At 74.0% G+C, this 19,185-nt stretch carries 15 protein-coding genes; 13 read left to right on the forward strand and 2 right to left on the reverse strand.

Going from position 1 to position 19,185, the window contains the following annotated elements; genetic code table 11:
- The first annotated feature begins 33 nt into the window (after positions 1 to 33).
- The 10 genes from M1O15_RS02270 (at position 34) to M1O15_RS02315 (ending at position 13,484) form a co-directional block, all read left to right on the forward strand.
- Positions 34 to 342, forward strand: coding sequence for a hypothetical protein (locus tag M1O15_RS02270; RefSeq protein ID WP_248631448.1), 309 nt, complete (start codon positions 34 to 36; stop codon positions 340 to 342).
- A 58-nt stretch (positions 343 to 400) separates the two neighbouring features.
- Positions 401 to 1,756 (forward strand): type VII secretion integral membrane protein EccD, encoded by a 1,356-nt coding sequence (eccD, locus tag M1O15_RS02275; RefSeq protein WP_248631449.1) that lies wholly within the window; start codon positions 401 to 403, stop codon positions 1,754 to 1,756.
- A gap of 87 nt (positions 1,757 to 1,843) precedes the next feature.
- Positions 1,844 to 3,007 (forward strand): MinD/ParA family ATP-binding protein, encoded by a 1,164-nt coding sequence (locus tag M1O15_RS02280; protein ID WP_248631450.1) that lies wholly within the window; start codon positions 1,844 to 1,846, stop codon positions 3,005 to 3,007.
- A gap of 15 nt (positions 3,008 to 3,022) precedes the next feature.
- Positions 3,023 to 7,000 carry a type VII secretion protein EccCa gene (gene eccCa / locus M1O15_RS02285; protein WP_248631451.1) on the forward strand — a complete coding sequence of 1,326 codons (3,978 nt, stop codon included), beginning with the start codon at positions 3,023 to 3,025 and terminating at the stop codon, positions 6,998 to 7,000.
- A gap of 37 nt (positions 7,001 to 7,037) precedes the next feature.
- Entirely contained in the window at positions 7,038 to 8,501 is a 1,464-nt protein-coding gene (locus M1O15_RS02290) for a DUF6177 family protein (RefSeq protein WP_248631452.1), read from the forward strand.
- Between the two features lie 197 nt (positions 8,502 to 8,698).
- Positions 8,699 to 9,031 (forward strand): hypothetical protein, encoded by a 333-nt coding sequence (locus M1O15_RS02295; RefSeq protein ID WP_248631453.1) that lies wholly within the window; start codon positions 8,699 to 8,701, stop codon positions 9,029 to 9,031.
- Positions 9,032 to 9,179: 148 nt separating this feature from the next.
- Positions 9,180 to 9,482: a pore-forming ESAT-6 family protein gene (locus tag M1O15_RS02300; protein WP_248631454.1), complete on the forward strand. Its 303-nt coding sequence runs from the start codon at positions 9,180 to 9,182 to the stop codon at positions 9,480 to 9,482.
- Positions 9,483 to 9,757: 275 nt separating this feature from the next.
- On the forward strand, positions 9,758 to 10,183 hold the full coding sequence (locus M1O15_RS02305) for a DUF6507 family protein (RefSeq protein ID WP_248631455.1): 426 nt from the start codon (positions 9,758 to 9,760) through the stop codon (positions 10,181 to 10,183).
- Complete coding sequence (locus tag M1O15_RS02310) at positions 10,180 to 13,116, forward strand: YwqJ-related putative deaminase (protein WP_248631456.1); 2,937 nt, start codon at positions 10,180 to 10,182, stop codon at positions 13,114 to 13,116. Before M1O15_RS02305 ends, M1O15_RS02310 begins: the two co-directional genes overlap by 4 nt.
- Positions 13,113 to 13,484 (forward strand): toxin-antitoxin system YwqK family antitoxin, encoded by a 372-nt coding sequence (locus tag M1O15_RS02315; protein ID WP_248631457.1) that lies wholly within the window; start codon positions 13,113 to 13,115, stop codon positions 13,482 to 13,484. The genes M1O15_RS02310 and M1O15_RS02315 overlap by 4 nt, the downstream gene beginning before the upstream one ends.
- A 332-nt stretch (positions 13,485 to 13,816) precedes the next feature.
- Here the strand turns inward: M1O15_RS02315 and M1O15_RS02320 are convergent, their stop codons facing one another.
- Complete coding sequence (locus M1O15_RS02320; RefSeq protein ID WP_248631458.1) at positions 13,817 to 14,302, reverse strand: hypothetical protein; 486 nt, start codon at positions 14,300 to 14,302, stop codon at positions 13,817 to 13,819.
- 177 nt (positions 14,303 to 14,479) lie between these two features.
- On the opposite strand from M1O15_RS02320, the gene M1O15_RS02325 reads away from it, so the two are divergent.
- Positions 14,480 to 15,124 carry a hypothetical protein gene (locus M1O15_RS02325; RefSeq protein WP_308282195.1) on the forward strand — a complete coding sequence of 215 codons (645 nt, stop codon included), beginning with the start codon at positions 14,480 to 14,482 and terminating at the stop codon, positions 15,122 to 15,124.
- A 29-nt stretch (positions 15,125 to 15,153) separates the two neighbouring features.
- On the opposite strand, the gene M1O15_RS02330 is transcribed toward M1O15_RS02325, so the two are convergent.
- Positions 15,154 to 16,959, reverse strand: coding sequence for an AfsR/SARP family transcriptional regulator (locus M1O15_RS02330; RefSeq protein ID WP_248631459.1), 1,806 nt, complete (start codon positions 16,957 to 16,959; stop codon positions 15,154 to 15,156).
- Between the two features lie 407 nt (positions 16,960 to 17,366).
- Between M1O15_RS02330 and M1O15_RS02335 the strand changes: the two genes are divergently transcribed.
- Both M1O15_RS02335 and M1O15_RS02340 read left to right on the forward strand, forming a co-directional pair.
- Complete coding sequence (locus M1O15_RS02335; protein ID WP_248631460.1) at positions 17,367 to 18,452, forward strand: sensor histidine kinase; 1,086 nt, start codon at positions 17,367 to 17,369, stop codon at positions 18,450 to 18,452.
- Positions 18,449 to 19,108 (forward strand): response regulator, encoded by a 660-nt coding sequence (locus M1O15_RS02340; protein WP_248631461.1) that lies wholly within the window; start codon positions 18,449 to 18,451, stop codon positions 19,106 to 19,108. Before M1O15_RS02335 ends, M1O15_RS02340 begins: the two co-directional genes overlap by 4 nt.
- Positions 19,109 to 19,185 lie beyond the last annotated feature (77 nt).

Raw genomic sequence — 19,185 nt, forward strand, 5'->3', positions numbered from 1 at the left:
TTGCGGGGGCAAAGCAAGGGGGACAAACGAGCGATGGCACGGGACTACGACAGCCAGTTGCTGGAGTCGGTCGCCGTACGCCGGCGCAGAATGCGGGACGCGCTGCTGTTCGGCGCGCAGCGGGCCCGCCGTACGGCGGACGAGCGGCTCGGGAAGGTGTTCGCAGGCATCGCCATCGCGGCCGTGCTGTGCGCGGGGTGCGTCGGCTGGTCCTTCCTCCAGCACACGCTGGCCGAGCAGAAGGCCGAGCAGCGGAAGCAGGAGGAGCGCTTCCAGCAGCCGGCGAAGCCCGAGGGGTCGGTGAGGCCGGAGGAGTCCGCCGGCGCCGGCGGGGGCTCGTGATGACCGGCTCGAACACCGACTCGAATGCCGAGGACGCCGCGATGATAGGTTCCGCCAAGTGGTGAGTACAGCAGCGACGCCCTGGACGCAGCTGAGCCGGGTGACCCTGGTCGGCGAGCGGCGACGGGCCGACATCGTTCTGCCCGCCGACACCCCGATCGGCCAACTCCTTCCGGACATCCTTCAGTTGCTGGACGACCGGGCCGCGTCCCGGCCGATGACCCGGCAGCTGATCGCCTCCGACGGCTCCGCGCTTCCGCACGACAGCACCCTCGCGTCCGCCGGGATCGCCGACGGCGCCGTGCTGCGGCTGGTCCGGGCCCACTCCGCGCCGCCCGCGCCGGTGGTGCACGATGTCACCGACCAGGTGGCCGACGACCTCGACATCCAGGCCTGGCGCTGGCGGCCCGCCGCCCGGCGGGCCTCCGCGGGCGTGGCCACGGTCGCCTTCGCGGTGATCGCCGCGCTGCTGGCCCGCCGGGAGTTCACCCTGGACGCGCTGGCCGGCGCCCTCGCCGCGGTGACGCTGGTCCTGCTGGCGGCCGGGGCGCTGGTGGCCCGGATCGGGCCGGGCAACCGGGGGCTGGCCACCGCGCTGCTGCTGGCCTCCGGCGGGCTGGGGGTGCTCACCGCCTGGACCGCCGCCGACGCCTACGGCTGGTCCGGCGCCGCGCGCCTGGCCGCCGTGGCGGGCGCGCTGGTGGTGGTGCTGGCGATGCTCGGGCAGTTCTCGCCGCTCGGCCGCGGCGGGCTGGTCGGCGCCGGTGCCGCCGCGGTGATCACCCTGGTCTGGCTGGCCGTCGCCGCCGTCCAGGACGACCTGGCCCGGCTGGGCGCGGTGATGGCCGTCCTCTCCGTGGTGCTGCTCGGACTGCTGCCCCGGCTCGCGCTGATGGCCTCGGGGCTCACCGCGCTCGACGACCGGCGCTCGGGCGGCGCCTCGGTCAGCCGCCACCGGGTGGGCACCGCCCTGGCGGCCACCCACCGGGGCCTGGCCCTGGCGACGATCGTCACCGCGGCCTCGGCGGCGGCCGGCGGCTGGCTGCTCACCCTCGCGGAGCGGCCGACGGTGTGGACGGTGCTGCTGCCGTCGGTCACCGCCGTGGTGCTGCTGTCCCGGGCGCGGGCCTTCCCGCTGGTCGCCGAGGTCGTGGCGCTCTTCGCCGCGGCGGGGGCCCTGGTGGTGCGGCTGGTGGTGCTCTGGATGGACCACGCCGGCGGCGCCGGACCGCTCACCGTGCTCGGCGCGGCCGCGGTGCTGCCGCTGCTCGTGCTGGCGGTCCAGCCGCCGGAGCACGTACGGGTGCGGCTGGGGCGCATGGCCGATCTGGTCGAGTCCATCGGCATGGTGGCGCTGTTCCCGCTCGCGGTCGGGGTGTTCGGCGTCTACGGGCAGCTGCTCGACAGGTTCTGAGGTCGGCGCCGGCGGGGCCGGCGTCCAGTGTTCTGAGTTCAGCGTTCCGGGTTCATCGGGAAGCGGCAGGGGCGGGAGAAGAGGCACATGCCGAACGGAGACAACTGGCAGGGCGATGTCCTGCGCGACCTGCGCGCCGGGGCCGCCCCCCGGCCCGGCGCGGACCCGGCCGTCCCCCAACCGCAGCCGCAGCCGCAGCCGCAGCCGCACCAGCCGGAGGCCGCCCCGGTGCCCCCTCGGCAGCCCGCGCCCGCCACCGCGTACCCGCAGGCCCCCGCCGCCGCGCGGCCGGCCCCCGCCGCGTACCGCCCGGCGGCCCCCCGTACCACCACGCCCGACTCCCGCCCCGTCCTGGACAAGCAGCTGGCCGGGGTCGGGCGCAGGCCGCGGCACGGGGAGGCGCTGGCCGCGCGGGCGGTACGGGCGCTGCGGCGCACCGTCTCCTCCTCCGCCGCCCGGGAGGTCGCCGAGACCACCCGTACCGCCGAGCTGCTCCAGCAGCCGGTGACCACCGGGCGGCAGATCGCCGTCACCTCCATCCGCGGCGGCGCCGGCAAGTCCACCGTGGCCGCGCTGCTCGGCCTCACCTACGCCCACTACCGGCAGGACCCGGTGCTGCTGGTGGAGGCCGACCCGGCGCTCGGCTCGCTGCCGCTGCGGCTCGGCGCCGAGACCCTGCGCTGGACCACCGGGGACCTCGCCGGGATCGTCGAACCGCAGATGTCGCTGCTGGACGTCACCGGCTACCTGGTGCAGCTGCCGGACAACGCCTGGCTGCTGCCCGGCAGCCAGGGCCGGATCGGCGCCATGCTGGACACCCCGGCGTACGAGCGGGTGATGGTCTCGCTGCGCCGCTACTTCGGCGTCACGGTGGCCGACTGCGAGACGCTGCCCGCCGAGGTGGCCCGGGTCGCGCTGTCCGCCGCCCAGGCCCGGGTGCTGACCGCGCCCGCCACCCTGGAGGGCGTCGCCAGCACCCACGCGGTCCTGACCTGGATGCAGGGCCTGCCCCCGCACATCATCGCCGGCACCGTGGTCGTCCTCACCGAACTCGTCCCGCACTCCGGGCTGGACCTCGACCGGGCCCGCGAGCAGCTGGCGGCCACCGGGGCGAGCGTGCGGCACCTCCCGTACGACCGGCATCTGGCGGCCGGCGGCACCATCCGCACCGAGCTGCTCGCCCAGCCCACCCGGCAGGCCGCCACCCGGATCGCCGCCGAGGTCTTCCGGCTGTCGCAGCAGCGGCGCTGAGGGCGAGGGACACGCATGAGCACCCGGCTGATACACCGCCCCGCCCGGACCACCCGGCCGCCCGCCCCCTCCGAGGCGCGCGCCATCGAGGCGCCGCCCAACCTCCCCGAGGGCAAGGGCGGCAACATCGCCATGTCGCTGCTGCCCGTCGCCGGGGTGATGTCGTCCGTGGTGATGATGACGGTCGTCCGCAACAGCCAGTTCGCCGCGCTGGGCGCGCTGATCCTGGTGGTCACCGTCATCGGCTCACTGGTGCTGGTCTTCTCCCAGCGCGGCAAGGCGCAGCGCACCCGCCGCACCCAGCGCGAGGCCTATCTCGCCTATCTGGAGGACCTGCGCGAGGAGCTGTCCGGCGAGGAGCGGGCCCGCCGGGAGCACGCCGGGGTGCTCAACCCGCCGCCGGACTCGCTGTACGACATCGTCCGCGACCCGGCCCGGCTGTGGGAGCGCCGCCGGCTGGACGCCGACTTCCTGCGGGTGCGGGTGGGCACCGGCGAGATGCCGGTACGGGACCTGGGCATCACCGACCAGGGCTCCTCGGTGCTCACTCCGCCGGACCGCTTCATGCTCAACGAGGCGTCGGCGCTGATGGACCGCTTCCGCACCGGCACCGAGCTGCCGCTGACCGTGCCGCTGGACCGGGTCGGCAACATCAGCGTGGTCGGCCCCCGGGAGGACTGCCTGCGCCTGGCCCGCGCCCTGATGGTGCAGACCGCCGCGCTGCACGCGCCCGACGACGTCGGTATCGCGCTCGCGGTGCCCGGTGACCGGCTGGCCGACTGGGAGTGGGCCAAGTGGCTGCCGCACCTGCTGGACACCGACCAGTTCGACGGCCCGGTGGCCGCCCGCCGGATCGCGCCGTCCGCGCCGCAGCTGGCCCGGCAGCTCGGGCCCGAGCTGCGCCGCCGCGCCTCCTACGCCGCCGAGGTGCGGCGCGGGCTGGCCGGCCGGGACGCCCTGTCGATGTCCTCCCGTCTCCTCGTGGTGGCCGACGGGCACGGCGAGGACGCGGTGGACCTGCCGCTGCCCGACGAGGCGGTGGGCCTGCGCGAGATGGGCGTCACCGTGCTGCACCTGCTGGAGCGGCGGGTGCAGGAGCCCGGCCAGGTCGGGGTGCGGATCACCGTCGAGGGCGACCGGGTCGCCATCGAGGACCTGCGCGAGGAGGAGCCGATCGGCGCGCACGGCGCGGTGGACGAGGTGGGCACCCCGTTCGCCGAGGGCCTGGCCCGGATGCTGGCGCCGCTGCGGCTGTCCGCCGAGTCCCTGGTGGACGCCCCGCTCTCCGGGCCGGTGGACTTCGCCGAGCTGCTGGGCATCGACGACGTGGCCCGGCTGGACCTGGCGGCGCTCTGGGCGCCGCGCGGCGAACGCGCCTTCCTGCGCGTGCCGATCGGCGTCAGCGACTCCCGTGAGCCGGTGCTGCTGGACCTCAAGGAGTCCTCCGAGCTGGGCATGGGCCCGCACGGGCTGTGCGTCGGCGCCACCGGCTCCGGCAAGTCCGAGCTGCTGCGCACCCTGGTGCTGGCGCTGGTGGCCACCCATCCGCCGGAGGACCTGGCGCTGGTGCTGGTCGACTACAAGGGCGGCGCAACCTTCGCCCCGTTCGCCGAGCTGCCGCACGTCGCCGGGGTCATCACCAACCTGGAGAACCAGGCCGGGCTGGTGGAGCGCGTGCACGCCTCGCTGGCCGGCGAGGTCAAGCGCCGCCAGCAGGTGCTGAAGGACGCCGGGAACGTCGCCGACATCGGGCACTACGCGGCGCTGCGCGCCGAGAAGCGGCCCGACCTCGAACCGCTGCCGCACCTCTTCATCGTCATCGACGAGTTCGGCGAACTGCTCACCGCCAAGCCGGACTTCATCGACCTGTTCCTCTCCATCGGCCGGATCGGCCGCTCCATCGGCGTCCATCTGCTGCTCTCCAGCCAGCGCATCGAGGGCGGCCGGCTCAAGGGCCTGGACACCTACCTCTCGTACCGGCTGGGCCTGCGCACCTTCTCCGCCGACGAGTCGCGGACGGTGCTGGACACCACCGACGCCTTCCATCTGCCGCCGCTGCCCGGCTTCGGCTACCTCAAGGTGGACACCAGCCACTACGAGCGGTTCAAGGCCTCCTACGTCTCCGGCGGCTACCGCGGCCCGGCCCGGCGCGAGCAGGAGGAGGACGCCGGTCCGCTGGCGCTGGCCTACGAGGCGTTCAACACCCTGGGCGAGGCCGAGGACTCCGGCGCCCCCCAGGAGGCCGCCGGGCGGCGCCGGGAGACCGGCCCCACCGAACTGGGCGTCATGGTCGAACAGCTGGAGGCCGCCCCCACCGCTCCGGTACGCCGGATCTGGCTGCCGCCGCTGCCCTCCGCCATCGCCCTGGACCGCATCGCCGGGCCGCTCTCGGCCGGGCCGCGCGGGATGCAGCTGACCGCCCGCCGGGGCCCGCTGCGGGTGCCGCTCGGGGTGCTGGACGACCCCACCCGGCAGTGGCAGGGCGACTGGTACCTGGACCTCACGGTGGCCGGCGGGCACGCCGCCGTCATCGGCGGCCCGCAGTCCGGCAAGACCACCCTGCTGCGCACCCTGGTGCTCTCCCTCGCCCTCACCCACACCCCGAAGGAGGTCGGCGTCTACGGCCTGGACCTGGCCGGCGGCGGCCTGGCCGCGCTCGCCGGGCTGCCGCACGTCGGCGGCATCGCGAGCCGCGCCGACCGGGAGCGGGCCGCCCGCACGGTGGAGGAGGTGCGGGGCATGCTGGCGCTGCGCGAGGAGCTGTTCCGCGAGCACTCCATCGACTCCGTGGAGCAGCTGCGCACCCTGCACGCCGCCGGCCGGCTGCCGCAGCTGGCCTCCGCCGAGATCGTGCTGGTCGTGGACGGCTTCGGCGCGCTGCGCGACGACTTCGACGAGCTGGACGACGCGGTGGTGGACATCCTCAAGCGGGGCGGCGGCTACGGCATCCACGTGGTCGCGGGCATGCTCCGCTGGAACGACGTGCGGATCGCCACCCAGTCGTACTTCGGCACCCGGGTCGAGCTGCGCCTCAACGACGCCACCGAGTCCAGCATCGACCGCAAGCTGGCCGAGACCCTCTCCCCCGACGAGCCGGGCCGGGTGCTGACCGACGGCAAGCTCTTCGCCCAGGTAGCCCTGCCCCGTACCGACGGCCTGGCCGACGCCGCCGAGCTGGGCGCCGTGCTGGAGCGCACCGCCCGCCAGGTGCGCGGCGCGTGGAGCGGGGAGACCGCGCAGCCCGTACGGGTGCTGCCGCACGTCCTGGAGCCGTACGAGCTGCCCGGCCCGGTCGCCGAGCCCCGGCGGGTGCCCATCGGGCTGGACCAGACCGCGCTGGCGCCCGTCCTGCTCGACCTGTTCGCGCACGACCAGCACCTGGTGGTGATGGGCGACAGCGAGTGCGGCAAGACCAGTCTGCTGAAGACCATCGCCGGCGGGCTGGTGGAGCGGTACGGGGAGGACGAGCTGGTCCTCGCGGTGATGGACCCGCGGCGCGGGCTGCGCGGGGTGGTGCCGGAGGAGTTCCTCGGCGGCTACGCGTACAACGCCAAGCTCTGCGGCGGGCTGGCCGCGGGCATCGCCACCGAGCTGGAGAAGCGGCTGCCGGACGACACCGCCCGGCTGGAGGACCTGGAGCCGGGCAGCTGGGGCAGCGGGCCGCGGATCGTGGTCCTGGTCGACGACTACGACGTGCTGACCACGGCCGGCCAGTCCCCGCTGGCCCCCTTCCTCCCGTACATCCCCTCGGCGGTCGACATCGGCCTGCACTTCGTCGTCACCCGGCGGGTCGCGGGCGCCTCGCGCGGGATGTACGAGCCGCTGGTGCAGGGGCTGCGCGAGTCGGGGGCGTCGGCGATCGTGATGGCCGGCGACCGCAGCGAGGGGCAGCTGTTCCCGGGCGTCTACGCCTCCCAGCAGCCGGCCGGCCGGGGCGTGCTGATCCGCCGCGGCCAGTCCAACCGGCTGATCCAGACGGTGTTCACCCCGTGACGACGGTGTTGACGGAGACGAAGGGCCGGACCGCCCCATGACCAAGGACGTCATCGCGCTCACCGCGCGCATGCCCGACCCGTTGACCGTGCTGGCGGGGCTGCTCTCCGGCGGCCCGGACAAGCTGGTGCACACCGCCGGCCAGGACGCCGTGGTGCGGCTCTGCGACGAGCGGGGGCGGCCGCTGGTCTCGGTGGAGGCGCCGCTGCTGGTGCAGGTGGCGGGCGAGGCGGAGCGGCTGCTGGGGGCGAGCGCTCCGCCGGTGCCGTTCTGGTGGACCGAGGTCCGGGCCACCACCGGGGTGGCGGAGGCCGAGCGGCTGGCGGGCACCTTCGCGGCCCGGCTGGCCTCGCTGGCCGGCGGTGCGGCGTGGCCGCCGGAGGCCGCGCGGTCGCTGGCCGTGGTGCCCTCCGAGAACGCCTCCGCGGGAGCTTCCCAGGGGGTGGTGGTGGCCCCGCCGGCGGACGCCGGGTCGCCCGCGGTGGACGTGCTCACCGAGCAGGTCGCCGTGGTGATCGCGGACCGGCCGGTGGTGGCGATGACGGCCTGGCTGGCGGACGCGTTCCGGGCGGCGGCCGAGGGCGGCCTCGGGCTCCAGGTGGTCAGCCCGGCCGGCACCACGCTCTCCCCCGCGGTGCGCTCCGCGCTCTCGGACTGGCCGTCCCGGTGGGTGGTGCAGGACGAGCGGGACGGCTACTACGACGGGCTGTCCGGGGCGGTGCTGGCCTGGCAGGGCGGGATGTTCGCCCCGGTCCCGGCCGAGGACTCCGGCCCGGAGGAGGACTCCGTCCCCGGGGAGCCGCGCGCCCGGGTGGCCGCCTCCTACCAGGAGGGCGTACGGGACACCGGTGAGCGGCAGTTGGCGGTGACCTTCCGGACGGTCCGGGCCGCCGACGACCGGCTGGTGCTGGGCGGTGCCCTGGAGGCGGTGTGGCGCGAGCTGACCGGCGCGGCGCCGGCCGGCTGGGGTACGGCGGAGCCCGCCAACCTGCCCTGGTCGCCGCGCCGGCTGACGGACGTGGCCTTCGAGCGGGCGCCGGAGCCGACCTGGGCGGTGGTGGTCGGCGGCCCGGAGCGGCCCGGCCTCGCCACCGTACGGGTCGGCCGGACCACGGCGGGCGTGGAGGAGGAGGTCACCCTCGCGTTCGGCTACGGACCGGACGAGGAGCCCCCGCTGGACGCCGTGCGGCGGGCCGCCGAGGTGCTCGCCACCCGCCACCATCTGCAGTCGATGCTCGTACAACTCCGCAAAGCCCGGCGCGATCTGGCGGTGCCTCCGCGCTTCGAGGGGCCCGGGGTGCCGGTGGCGTTCGTGCTCGGCGCGGAGGAGGTGCGGGCGATGCCCGGGGACCGCGCCCGCCGTACGCCGCTGGCCGGGGCCCCGGTCCCGCTGGGCGCCACGAACCGGCCGGCGCTCTACTACCCGTTGCCCGGCGACCCGTCGGACCTGTCGGGGTGGCGGGACTTCGAGCGGCTGATGCGGCATCTGAAGGGCGAGTGAGCCGGGGGCGCCGGGCCGGTGGCCGGCGCCTGTGTCATGCCTTCGTCACAGGTAGGTGAGGGTCCGGTGATTGCCGATTGCAGCCGCGACGCTTGACTTGATAGGCATGTCGTACATTCGATCCATACGATCGACGCGGTCGCTGCGGTGGCCCGCCTCGGTCGCAGCAGTCTTCCATCGCAACGGGGGTGGTTCCGATGAAGTTCGACATGGGGGCGCAGGTCCTGTCGACCCTGATGTCCAAGTCGCAGAGTTCGAGCACCGATCTCGGCCTGCTGATCCGTCAGCTGATCCAGGCGGCGGCGCCCCTGGAGGGCAAGTTCCAGGGCTCGGGCAAGGTGGCGTTCGACTCGTTCAAGTCGCGGTCCGACGAGATCACGGCGGCGCTGAACAGCGCGCTGTCCGGCATCCTGGGCGGCCAGTCGGGCATGGAGACGGCGTTCGGCACCGGTGACACCGAGCAGGGCGACAACGCCAAGACGACCGAGTCGTCGGCCAACTTCGACGCCGCGCGCTTCGGGGGCCGCTAGCCCCGAGCCGTACGGCACCGGGCCGCCGGCCCCGAGCCGTACGGCGCACCCGCACACCCGACCCGTACACCGGTCGGGCCCGCGCACCGAATCCGGGCGGGCCGCCGACCCCGTACACCGATCCGAAACCACGGGGAGCTGAAAGCCGATGACCGATCGTCGTGCGTACGACACCGGTGCGTCCTCCGAGGCGCAGACCAACATCCAGGCGGTGGTCGCCCGCCTGGAACAGGTGATGACGGCACGCGACGCCCAGGTGGCGGCGGCGATGACCGACTTCGCCGCCGACGGCGTGGCCGACGAGTACCACGGCAAGGAGCTGCGCTGGAAGTCGGCCTCCCAGGAGGTCCGCAACATCATCCAGCTGCTCAAGACGACGCTGGAGAAGAACGACGTGACCGCGCAGCAGACCCTGCAGCGCGCCAAGGCCGCGGTCGACGGCATCGGCTGAGCCAGGTCCGGGGAGTCGGCCGGGCTACGGCCGCGGCCGCCGGCACCGGCTGAGCCGCGGTCCGGAGCATCGGCCGGGCCGCGGCCGCCGGCACCGGCTGAGCCGCGGTCCGGGGCATCGACCGGGCCGCGGCCGCCGGCACCGGACACCACGGCACCGGGCACCACGGCACCGGCCGCCGGCCGCGGTCGACGGCACCGGCCGACCGGGCACCAGGTCGGCACCACGGCCGGCATCACGGCCGCGTCACGCGAAGAAGTCACGGGGGAGCGTTCATGACGGGATGGGACATCCAGCCCCAGGGCGTACAGGGCCAGCTCAAGGTTGTCGGCACCCATGCCGGTGATCTGGAGAAGGCCCTGAACACCCTGGTCACCGATATGCAGGAGGCCGCGCAGGCGGCCGGGACGGCGGTGCCGGGCTCGGCGGCCGAGACGCCCTTGCAGGGGCCGACGGCCTCCGGCAAGCCGCTCACCCGGAAGGCGAGCGGACCGGTGGGCGCGGCGCTCGCCGAGTACATGAACGGGCGCAAGACCACCCACTTCGAGCCGATGGCGCAGCGCATCCAGGCGGCGGTGCTGGGCGCCGCCAAGGCGACCAACGAGTACGTCCAGGGCGACTTGGACCAGGCCAAGGAGGCCCAGGACGCGGCGCGCCAGGTCCGTCTGGACCTGCTGAAGGAGCCCGGGGGCAAGAAGTGAGCGAGAACCAGCCGGTCAACCCCGCCGAGGTCCCCGTCTTCACCGGCGACCTGGAAGTGCTCGACGCGAAGGTGAAGGCGCTCTCCGGCACCGGCGGCAAGATCGCCACCGCGGCCGGCGACGTGCACACCTCCTTCGGCGGGCTGCGCGCCTTCTACCAGGCCCCCGAGGCGGAGCAGCTGTTCGCCACCACCCAGCCGGTGAAGGACAAGGCCCTCGCCATCAGCGGGGACATGTGCACCATCACGGGCGCACTGGGCTCGTACGCGAGCGAGGTCCGGCCCCTGAAGCAGAAGCTGGACGACCTGCGCCAGGCCGCCGTCGACTTCCGGACGAAGATCGCCGAGGACGACAAGTGGCGTGAGGACGGCGACCTGGTCGAGGAGAACAACGACCGCCGCAACGAGATCGCCGAGGTCTGGACCCAGTTCCAGGCCGCCGAGCGCTCCGCCCACGCCAAGATCGTCGCCCTGGTCGGCGGCAAGGCCCTCAAGGTCAACGACGGCTCCAACGGCGAGGGCATGTACGGCTACGACGCCGAGGCGCTCAAGGGGGCCAAGAGCCTGCCGTGGGGCGAGGCGGTGGAGGAGTCCACGCCCTGGTGGCAGGTGTGGGAGCACGCCTACGACTTCGGCAAGGGCATCATCGTCGACGGGGTGTGGGGCACCATCAAGGGGCTGGGCACCCTGGTCGGCTTCCAGGGCTGGGACGCCGCCGGGCAGGCCTGGAAGGGGCTGGGGCAGCTGGCCACCGGTCTGGCCATCACGGCGACCCCGCTGGCCGCCGTCTACTGGACGGCCGACGACAAGGACCTGCCGGCGTGGCTGCGGGACTCCCGTACCGCGATGAAGGAGACCGGCAAGGCGCTGGTCGCCTGGGACCAGTGGGGCTCCAACCCGGCGCGGGCCGCGGGCGCGGTCACCTTCAACGTGCTGACCACCGTGTTCACCGGTGGCGCGGGCGGTGCGGCGGCCGGCGCGGGCAAGGCGGGCGCGGTGGCCAAGGCGATCTCCTTCGCGGGCAAGGCGGGGCGGGCGATCGACCCGGCCACGTACCTCTTCAAGGGCGCCGGCATGGGCTTCACCAAGATCGGTGACGCCATGTCCGGCATCAGGGCCATGGGCAACATCGACATTCCCGCCATCCCCGAGGGCACCGTCATCCTCCCCGAGGGCTCCCTCGCGCTCCCCGACGGCACCATCCGGCTCCCCGACGGTGCCGAGCTGCCGCCGGGCGGCATCGAGATCCCCGCCGACGCGGTCCGCCTCCCGGAGGGCGCCGCCGTCCCACCGGGCGCGGTCGACCTGGGCGACGGCGTGGTGAAGCTCCCCGAGGACACCCCGGTCCCGGCCGGGGCGACCCCCCTGGAGGAGGGCACCGTCGCCCTCCCCAAGGACACCCCGGCCATCCCCCAGGACTCCCTCCCCCTCCAGCAGGTGGACGAGGCCTCGGACGCCCGGTACTTCGACCGCGAGGGCAACCTCCTCGACGGGCACGGCAAGGTCGTCAGCTCCTCCAAGGACGCGCCCACGGACGTCGTGGACCGCGCGACCCTCGACGGCACCCCCGACGCCCCCACCTCCGGCGCGGACAACCCCCGCGTGGACACCCCGCAGAAGGTCCCCGCCCTGGCCGGCGCCGCCGTCCACACGGGCGACAACGCCCCGATCCACCTGGGCGGCGACCTGGACACCAACCTCGGCGACGTGGGACGCGTCGGCGACGACCTCCCGGGCCACGTGGGCGACGACCTCCCGGCCCGCCTCGGCGACGACGCGCCGGGCCGCGGCCCGGGCGGGCATGCGCCGGGCGGACTGGGGAACCACGGCCCGGGCGGGCTGGGCGACCACCTGCCCGGTGGGCGGGCGGGGGACCACCTGCCTTCCGGCCACGCCGGCGACCACCTGCCGGGTGGCAGCGCGGGCGACCACCTGCCCTCCAACAGCCTCGACCACACGCCCCCGGGCGGCCACGGCGACGGACCCGGCACGGGCGGGAACGGTCATGAGGCCCCGGGTGGCCACGGTGACGGGCCCGGTACGGGCGGGAACGGTCATGAGGCCCCGGGCGGACATGGCGACGGGCCCGGCACGGGCGGTCACGGCGACGGGCCGGGCACCGGTGCCGTGGACGAGGGCGCGGCGGGCGCGGACGACGCCGGGCGCGCGGGGGACGAGGGAAACCCCGTCGGTCATGCGGGTGATGGGACGGACGTCGACCCCGACAACGTCCCTCCTCACGAGAGGGACACGCGTGAGGCCGGTGGAAGCGTCGTCGACGACGCGGCCCGCCGCGCGGCAGATCCCATCACCATCGGTGACCAGCCGCTCCCTCCGGCCGGCCCGGGGGAGAAGGTGCTGGGCGTGCTGGAAGAAAGTCGCGTGCGGCGAGACAAGAACAACCTCATCTCACTCGTCGATGGCCGTCCGGTCGAGCACTGGCTCAAGGACCTCGCCTTCCAGCGCGCGACCCTCTACCGGGAAGCGAAGGAGCTGGGCACCTTCCCGCGAAAGCAGACAGGCGCATGCATAGGCCCGGTTATGGATCTTCGTACAGGAATGGTCGTCGAAGGCATCAATGGCAAGGCCACCAATATCATTCCGGAGGGACGAGTGCATCCCACCGTGGCAGCGAGGCAGGCGGAACTGCATCCTCAGCCCGCTCCGGACCATCCATTGGGTCATGCCGAGGTGAAGGCGGTCAACGAGTTGCTCTGGGAGCGTCGGAAGCGTGGCCTGCCGGACGATGAGTCCGCTCTGTCCGAACTCCGAGCTTCCATCGAGTTCCCGTACATGAACCACCGAAAGACCGACCTTCCCGGACGCCCCGCCCCCTTCTGTGCGAACTGCCACCATATGCTGGATGGCGTGGACAGTGCGCATGGCAGGTTCACAGGCAACCCGGCCTCTGACGAAAACTGGATTCCCGAATGACCGAGGTAGTGCGCATTGATATCGACGCCCCGGACGTCGACATGGACGGCGGCGGACGCCTTCTCCACCAGGGAAAGCCGTTCACGGGTGAAGTGACCGAACACTTGGCGGGTGCGCTCGTCAGCCTGGACGGCTATGTGGACGGCGTTCAGCACGGCATAAGCCAGGAGTGGTACAAGAACGGCACCCTGCGCTCAGAAGGAAGAACGCACCATTCCCGTCCCGTAGGCCTCTGGCGAGAATGGCATGCGAACGGTCGACTCGCCTCCGAGCAGGTCTTCTCCGAGGACGGCATGACCCTTGTCGCGGAAGCGACGTGGGACGAGCAGGGACATCAGACCAAGGAATGGCGCAAGGTGGCCGAATAGGACGTACTGGGCGTCTCCGGCTCGCAGTACGAGTTCGCCCACCTGTGGATCGACGCCATCCAGACGTACTGGCTGGAGCGCCTCGGCTCGGCGAGATAGTGCCGGCCGCCATCCAGGCCCCAGACAGCACACAACCACCAGGAGGACTGGATCCATGCCTCTCGTCAGACCCTCCGGTCGGAGGGTGCGGTCCGAGGGGGCTTTCCGCGGGGCGAGTTAAGAAAGTGGCACCGTAACGGCACGCCGGCATCCCGAAAGTTCCTCGGCGACTTCGGGTCCTCGCTCCGGGAACACGAGACCCGGGACGAGCAGGGCGTGCCGACGGGGCCCGCTCAGGGCCAGTCGACCCGCCCGTCCCGTACCACCAACGGCTCGGGGCGGTCCTCCTCGTAGAAGCGGGTCCAGCCGACCAGCACCGAGCCGTCGGTCCGTTCGTCCCGCGCGGTGGACCGGTCGGCCAGCCACGCGAGGAGCGGGCCGACGTAGCCGTGCTGATCGGGGTGGATCTCCTGGCGGGAGGTCAGCGCCCAGCCGTCCCGTCGGCGTACCAGCACCGAGGTGAGCGCGCCGCCCACCTTCCATGCCTCGCCGTGGTAGCCGAGCAGGGGCTCGTCCTCGATCTCGAACCCGACCTCGAATTCGATCGCGTACGCGGCGTCGTCGGCCGACGGCGGGTCGACGGTGGGCATCAGCGAGATGGCCGACGGCGGCTCCGGTCGTGGTCCCAGGCCCAGGTGCCAGCGGAGCTCGGCCAGCTCCGCGTCCGTGAGATCGTCCCGCAGGTTCAGTGCCACCGTCAGCTCGGAGATGTCCGCCATGATCCGCACCGTATCGGAGGGGGCCCGGCATCCCGATCCCCTTCGGTGACTCGCTTGGCTCTCCGTGAGGAGGAATCCTGGGATGGGAACGGCAACCGGCTGACGACATGGCATCGCGATACCGGAGACTTGAGAAGCAGACCCAGCCGACCGGCAGCGAACGCACAGGAGGATGGTGTGTCGGTGCTGATGCGCGCGCCGAGGGAGTGCGGCTCGTGGTGGTGGGACCTGGACGGGGTGACGGCGCCGGGGCTCGGCGCGGCCCTGGCCACGGCCGCGCGGATGGCCGACGTACTGGAGTCGGGCGGGCTGCTGGAGCCGGCTTCGCTGGAGTGGAGTTGGTGGCAGCCGGGGGTGGGTGGGCTGGGGTCGCACAGCCGTCTGGATCTCGCGGGGCGGCGGATCGACGCGGCGTCGGTCGCCGAGCGGGCGGAGGCGTGCCGGCCGGCCGGGTACCCGGCGGCGGAGATGTCCTCGATCCTGGTGCTGGGGCGGGGGATGTGGTGGGACGGGAAGGGGAATTCCCGGTGGGAGCCCGGCCTGGTGGAGCTCACCGTCTCACCGGACCCGGTCAGTTCCTGGGCCGAGCTGGCGGTGCACCACGACGTCTGGGCCCGGTACGACTTCCGCGGCAGGCCCCAGCCCGCGGTGCACGCGCGGAACGCCCCGCGCCTCGCGGCGGCCCTGCGCGGGCTGGACGCCCTGCTGGGGGTGGATGGTGAGCCGGGTGAGCCGACCTACTTCGGGACCGCGGTAGGGCATGGGCTCAAGGTGCCGGATGTGATCGACGGGCTCGGGCCGGACCTCACCGATCTGCTGTGACGGGATGGGGTGGGGTGGGGTGAGGTGGGTCAGGCCACCGCTGTCAGGTGGCGGGGGCGGGAGGGAGTTGAGGTGGGGGTGAGGGTGTGGGCGCAGTCCCGGAGCAGGGGCGGGATGGCGAGGTGGGCGGGGCTCGGCTCGTGGGCGAGGTTGTGGTCAAGGAGGGTGTCGAAGAGGCGTTCCACGGCGGTGGGGTCGAGGCCGGTGACGGCGCAGGCGCCGGGGATGTCGTGGAGGGCCGCCGGGTGCAGGGCGAGGGCGCGGGTGGGCCGGTGGAGGTCGGCGGGCAGCCGGGCGTGGGAGAGGGCCAGCAGGGACATCAGGTCGCGGTCGGCGGTACGGAGCAGGGTGGTGCGGCCGGCGGTGGTGCGCAGGCGCGCCGTCAGGTCCGCCAGGGTCCAGGAGGGGCGGTCGCGCAGCCGGGTGGCGGCGAGCCGCAGGGCCAGCGGGTGGTGGCCGCAGAGGGCGGCGGTGTCGGTCGGGGGTGCGGTGGTGCGGGCGGCGCCGGCGACGCGGCGGAAGAGGGTTTCGGCGTCGGCGGGGGTCAGCGGGCCCAGGGGCAGGGAGCGGGCGCCGTCCGGGGCGGCCGGGCGGTGGCGGGTGGTGATCAGGGTGAGCGTGTCGCCGGTGCCGGGCAGCAGCGGGGCCACCTGCGCCGCGTCGGCCGCGTTGTCGAGGACCAGCAGGGCGCGGCGGCCGGCGAGGCGGGCGCGCCAGACCGCGCCGCGTTCGGCCGGGCCGGCCGGGATGGCCTCGGGCGCCGCGCCGTCGGAGCGCAGCAGCACACCCAGCGCCTCCTCGGGGGTGAGCGGCGCCCGGGAGGGGCTGAAGCCGTGCAGGTCGAGGTGGTACTGGCCGTCCGGGTGGTCCGCGGTGCGGCGGTGGGCGTAGTGGACGGCCAGGGCCGTCTTGCCGATGCCGCCCATGCCGTCGATCACGACCGTACGGGGGGAGCCGGGGCGCTGGTCGCCGACGGCCCGGTCCAGCAGCGCCAGTTCGGCGGTGCGGCCGGTGAAGTCGGGGAGGTCGCGCGGCAGGTGGTTGCCGGAGGCGCGGGGGGCGGGGCGGGCGGGTGGGAGGGCTTCGGGCCGCGGCTCGGGATGGGGCGCGTCGGCGAGGACCTCGGCGTGCAGGCGCCGCAGTCCGGGGCCGGGCTCCAGGCCCAGTTCCTCGGCGAGCAGGCGGCGCCCCTCCTCGTAGACCGCGAGCGCGTCGGCCTGCCGTCCGCTGCGGTGCAGGGCGAGCATCAGACTGCCGCGGAGGGCGTCGCGCAGCGGGTGCGCGGCGGTCAGCGTGGAGAGTTCGGCCACCAGGGAGGCGGCCTCGCCCGCCGCGAGGCGCAGGTCCATCAGCTCCTCGACCGCGGTGAGCCGCTGCTCGTCCAGGCCCGCCGCCGCGGCGGTCACCGCCGGGCAGTCGATGCCCGCGAAGGCGTCGCCGCGCCACAGCTCCACCGCCGACCGCAGGAGCAGCGCGGCCTCGGTGTCGCGGCCCTCGCGCCGGGCGGCCCGGGCGGCGCGGACCCCTTCGGTGAAGCGGTGCGCGTCCACCGCGCCGGGCGGCACGTCCAGGCGGTAGCCGGCGTCCGCGGTGACCAGGCCGCCGCCCTCGCGGGTGGCCAGCGCGGCACGCAGATCGCGGATCGCGTTGTGCACCTGGTGCCGCGCGGAGGCCGGCGGGTCCTCCCACAACCCGTCCACCAGGGTGTCGGTCGACACCGTGCGGCCGGCGTCCAGCAGCAGCAACGCCAGCAGCCGCCGGCGGCGCATTCCGCTGAGCCGGACCGCTCTGCCCGACTCGCGTACCTCCAGCGGTCCCAGAACCAGGAACTCCACTCTTGCCACCCCCGACGTGCCGCCCTGTGCGGCGTGACTGCGCTGCCACGACGCTAGGCGCTGAGGCCTCGCGGGGGCCACACGACTACCCCCGAGGGCACCTGCCGTACCTCCAAGGACACACACCAGAACCGGACATATCGACTCCGCGTGCGCGAGTACGCACAGGCATGGACGTGGACCCGGTACACCGCCGAACCGGGCGCCGCCGGATCCGATCAGCGTCGGGGTCGCGGCGCGCCGGAGGCGGACCTGATACACCGCCAGGCCGTGGAGACCACGGACCGCTATGCCCCCGGTGTCCGCTCTCGTCTGCATTTTCGAGCGTTGTTATGATCCCGAAGGGTGGGTGAGCGTGGGGAATCGTGCCGCCCGACCCTGACCGCTCCCCACTTGGGGGGCGTGCCATGGGACTCTCCGTCGATCCGTCGACCGACCGGTCCCAGCTGGTCGACACCGCCGTCGCCCGCTATGCCGACGGCCTGCGGGAAGCCGGCAATCCGCTGGTGCTCCGCCCGGAGCTGTGGGTCTCCTGCGAGAAGCAGGCCCGGCAGATCCTCGGCGAGTGCGTCGGCACCCTGCTCGGCATGCCGGTGCAGGTCGCCGCCGAGGCCGAACTGGTCTCGATGGCGCTCGGGGTGCAGCGCTCCGACGACCACGTCCCGCCGATCGACTCGGTGCACGCGGCCCGCCTGCTGTTCGACGTGGCGGTCGGGACGATGACCGAGACCGCCGCCCGGCTGCCCGCCGACCTCGTGCTGTCCCGGTTCCTGACCGCCGTACGGATGCTGCACGAGGCGATCTTCACCCGGGTCAGCGCCGCCGCCATCGGCTACGAGTCGGCCACCCTGCGCGATGTGGGCCAGGCCAGCACGGCCCGCCGCCATCGGATCGCCCGCGATCTGCACGACCACGTCGGCAGCAGTATCAGCCTGGCGCTGCGCTGCCTCGACCTGTACGCCCTGGAGCAGGCGAACGGGGTCACCGCGCCGCGCGATCGGCTCGCCGACGCCCGGCAGGCGCTGCGGGACGTGTTCGGCTTCACCCGCTCCATGGTCAGCGGGTTGCGCGTCAACGAGCTGCACGACGGGCTGAAGGAGGAGATCGACGCCTACAGCGCCGCCGCCTCCGACCGGCCCGCGGAGGTCCGCTGCCGGATCGACGGCGACGAGTCCTGGCTGCCGGAGGAGGCACGCCAGGAACTGTTCCTGGTCATCCGGGAAGCCCTGCGCAACGCCTTCACCCACGCCCGCGCGGATCATATCGACATCCTGGTGAGCGTCTTCCCCGACGCCGTGCACGCCACGGTCGCCGACGACGGGGCCGGGCTGCCGTCCCATCTCGACGGCGGAGGTACCGGTCTGACCGCCATGCGGCAGCGGGTCGCCGCGCTCGGCGGGACCCTGGAGCTGATCAGCGAGCCCGGCCAGGGCACCAGGATCGGTCTGCGGGTCCCCCTCGGCGGCGACGGGGCCGAGAGGGGCGGACGGTGAGCGCGCAGGCGGACGGCGGCGCCGGCGACGGCGGTGACATCCGGGTGCTGGCCGTGGACGACCACCGGCTGCTGCGCGAGGCGCTCTGCGAGCTGCTGGAGCTGTACCAGGGCCTGACGGTGGTCGCCCAGGCCGACGACGGGCCCAGCGGGGTGCGGATGGCGGGGCTGCACCGGCCGGACGTGGTGCTGCTCGACGTGGAGATGCCGGGGCCGGGTCCGCTGGCCAATCTGCGGGCCATCCGGCTGGCGGCGCCCGAGGCCCGGGTCATCGTGCTGACGATGCACGACGACCGCCGGCTCATCGACTCGATGCTGTCCGCGGGGGCGGTGGGCTATCTGCACAAGGAGGCCGACCGGGAGGTGCTGGTCGCCGCGATCCGCAGCGCCAGGGCGGGCGGCACCACCATGTTCCTGCCGCGCACCGCCAAGGGCTCCCGGCCGCAGCGGGAGACCGACCCCGCCGACGCCCTCACCCTGCGCGAGCGGGAGCTGATGGAACTGGTCGCGAAGGGGTTGAGCAACCGTCAGGTCGGCAGCCGCCTCGGGATCACCGAGGGCACGGTCAAGCGTCATCTGCGAAACATCTTCCTCAAGCTCGATGCCACTTCCCGGCTCGACGCGGTCAATCGGGTACGGCCCGCACGCCACTACTGAGCCGGGCTGAGAGGAGCGATGTTTCACGTGAAACATCACCCTGGAGACGGCCGCCTCGGCACACCCGAGCCGGCCCG

Origin of the sequence: Streptomyces lichenis (genome assembly GCF_023218175.1) — a bacterium.
Classification (GTDB): domain Bacteria; phylum Actinomycetota; class Actinomycetes; order Streptomycetales; family Streptomycetaceae; genus Streptomyces; species Streptomyces lichenis.